The 2,737-nt window shown below is 64.9% G+C and carries 1 protein-coding gene and 1 pseudogene; one reads left to right on the top strand and one right to left on the bottom strand.

What is annotated here, in order from left to right:
• A pseudogene (locus JHD07_RS31545) lies at nt 1-480 on the bottom strand (hypothetical protein); the annotation flags it as partial.
• 492 nt (nt 481-972) lie between these two features.
• Here JHD07_RS31545 and JHD07_RS31540 point away from each other — a divergent pair.
• Nucleotides 973-2,737, top strand: a 1,765-nt coding sequence (locus JHD07_RS31540; RefSeq protein WP_291629257.1) for a glutamate synthase central domain-containing protein, incomplete at its 3' end; no start/stop codon positions are given.

Genomic DNA, 2,737 nt, shown 5'->3' with positions numbered 1-2,737 from the left:
GCTGCGGACCATGGTCGGCGGCGGCAGCGCGCTTTGCGGGCTGTAGGGCGCGACCGCGCGCTCGTCGTCGGCCGGCGCCATGCCGTAGGCCTCGGCGAAAGGCATGAAGCGGATGATCCGGCCGTCGCTGGCGTCGATCACCAGCCGGCCATCGTCGCCGCGGCGGTCGATCACTGCGATGGTATAGACGCTGCCGCGCAGGCGCGGGATGCCGAGCGGCAGGAAGCCGTTTTCACGCAGGACCGCGTAGACCTCGGTGGACGGCAGCAGCGCAACCGCCGGGCCGCGCTCCTCATAGCCGTACCCGTAGCCGTGACGCGGCGGCCGTGGCGCGGCTTCGCCCGGTACGTAGGGTCCGTCGAAATCCGACACCGCAACGTAGCCCCCGCCTCCATTACCGCTCGCGGGAACTTGCGCCTGAGCGGCGGGTGCGGCCAGTGCCAGCGTGGCTGCGGCCACACATCCTGTGAAAAACTTCATGGTCGAGACGCTCCTGTCAGGCCCCCGAATGCCTCGCGCTCTTTCGCTTCTTGCGGCGTGGCGCGCCTTTCGAAGGGTTGAGGCGAAGCTTCATTGGGGATTCCGGCGTCCACAGGGCCGGATCAGGGCGCGTTTGCTTCAAAACCGCGGCTGCGCAACTTTTGGAAAGCGATTGATTGACTTATCGGGAATCGGGACTTTCGCGCGCTTGTGTGTTAGACAAAAATTTGGCAAGGTGATGGTTAGGACAGGAAGACTGTCTTAATTTTGCTTGCGGTTCCGGCATAGGGATTGCAGCTGAAATCGGTGCTCTCGAGCACCATAAGGCAACGGGCAAAGCCGTTCTCGGGGACGAAGAACGCCTTGGCCTGAATTTAAGAAAATGCGGCTCGCGAGTGGACGAGCGGTGGCCCAGAAGCGGGTGCCGCGGAACGCCAAAGGTGCGCCGAAGATCGCGGTGAGACAGCTTGCCGCACGGAGAGGACAGGAACAATGAACGGGTCGCAATTCGAGCGCGCAAACATCGTGGCAGAACAGCTGTCGGCGACGGTCGCCTCGAAAACGACCGATCCGATCACCTCACCGATTCAAGAGCATCATTCGCGCCCGGAAGCCGAAGGCCTCTACGATCCGAGCCTGGAAAAGGACTCCTGCGGCGTCGGCTTCATCGCCAACATCAAGGGCAAGAAGTCGCACGAGATCGTCTCGGACGCGCTGAGCATCCTCTGCAATCTCGAGCATCGCGGTGCCGTCGGCGCCGATCCGCGCGCCGGTGACGGCGCCGGCATCCTGGTGCAGATCCCGCACGCCTTCTTCAGCCGCAAGGCCGCAGAGCTCGGCTTCGCGCTGCCGGCGCCCGGCGAATACGCCATCGGCGCGCTGTTCATGCCGCGCGACACCGCCTGGCGCAACGTGATCAAGAGCATCATCGCCGACCAGATCAAGGAGGAGGGCCTGACCCTGCTCGGCTGGCGCGACGTGCCGACCGACAATTCCTCGCTCGGCGTCACCGTGAAGCCGACCGAGCCCGCCTGCATGCAAGTGTTCATCGGGCGCAACGGCACCGCCAAGACCGAGGACGAGTTCGAGCGCCGGCTCTACATCCTGCGCAAGTCGATCTCTCAGGCGATCTACCAGCGCCGCGACCGCGGCGGCGCGGGCTATTACCCCTGCTCGATGTCCTGCCGCACCGTGATCTACAAGGGCATGTTCCTCGCCGACCAGCTCGGCAAGTACTATCCCGACCTGCACGAAAAGGACTTCGAGAGCGCGCTGGCGCTGGTGCACCAGCGTTTCTCGACCAACACCTTCCCGGCCTGGTCGCTGGCGCACCCCTACCGCATGATCGCGCATAACGGCGAGATCAACACGCTGCGCGGCAACGTCAACTGGATGGCGGCGCGGCAGGCCTCGGTCAGCTCCGAGCTGTACGGCAAGGACATCAACCGGCTCTGGCCGATCTCCTATGAAGGCCAGTCGGACACCGCCTGTTTCGACAACGCGCTCGAATTCCTGGTGCAGGGCGGCTACTCGCTGCCGCACGCCGTCATGATGATGATTCCGGAGGCGTGGGCCGGCAATCCCTTGATGGACGAGAAGCGCCGCGCCTTCTACGAATATCATGCCGCGCTGATGGAGCCGTGGGACGGCCCCGCCGCGATCGCCTTCACCGACGGCCGACAGATCGGCGCCACGCTCGACCGCAACGGGCTTCGTCCGGCGCGCTACCTCGTCACCAAGGACGACCGCATCGTGATGGCGTCCGAGATGGGCGTGCTGACGATCCCCGAGGACCAGATCATCACCAAGTGGCGCTTGCAGCCCGGCAAGATGCTGCTGGTCGATCTCGAGCAGGGCCGCCTGATCCCCGACGACGAGATCAAGGCTTCGCTCGCGGCCAGCCATCCCTACAAGGAGTGGCTGGAGCGGACCCAGATCGTGCTCGAAGACCTGCCGAAGGTGCCGACGACGGGCGTGCGCTCGAACCTGTCGCTGCTCGACCGCCAGCAGGCCTTCGGCTACAGCCAGGAAGACATCACCATCCTGATGACGCCGATGGCGGCCACGGGCGAGGAAGCCGCGGGCTCGATGGGCAACGACACGCCAATCTCGGCGCTGTCGGACAAGGCCAAGCCGCTGTTCACCTATTTCAAGCAGAACTTCGCGCAGGTTACCAACCCGCCGATCGACCCGATCCGCGAGGAGCTGGTGATGAGCCTCGTCTCCATCATCGGGCCGCGGCCGAACCTGTTCGACC

The sequence above is a fragment of the Bradyrhizobium sp. genome (assembly GCF_016462955.1).
In the GTDB taxonomy this organism is placed as follows: Bacteria; Pseudomonadota; Alphaproteobacteria; order Rhizobiales; family Xanthobacteraceae; genus Bradyrhizobium.
The sequence above is the reverse complement of the archived record's forward strand: the minus strand, read 5'-3'. Positions and strand labels throughout refer to the sequence as shown.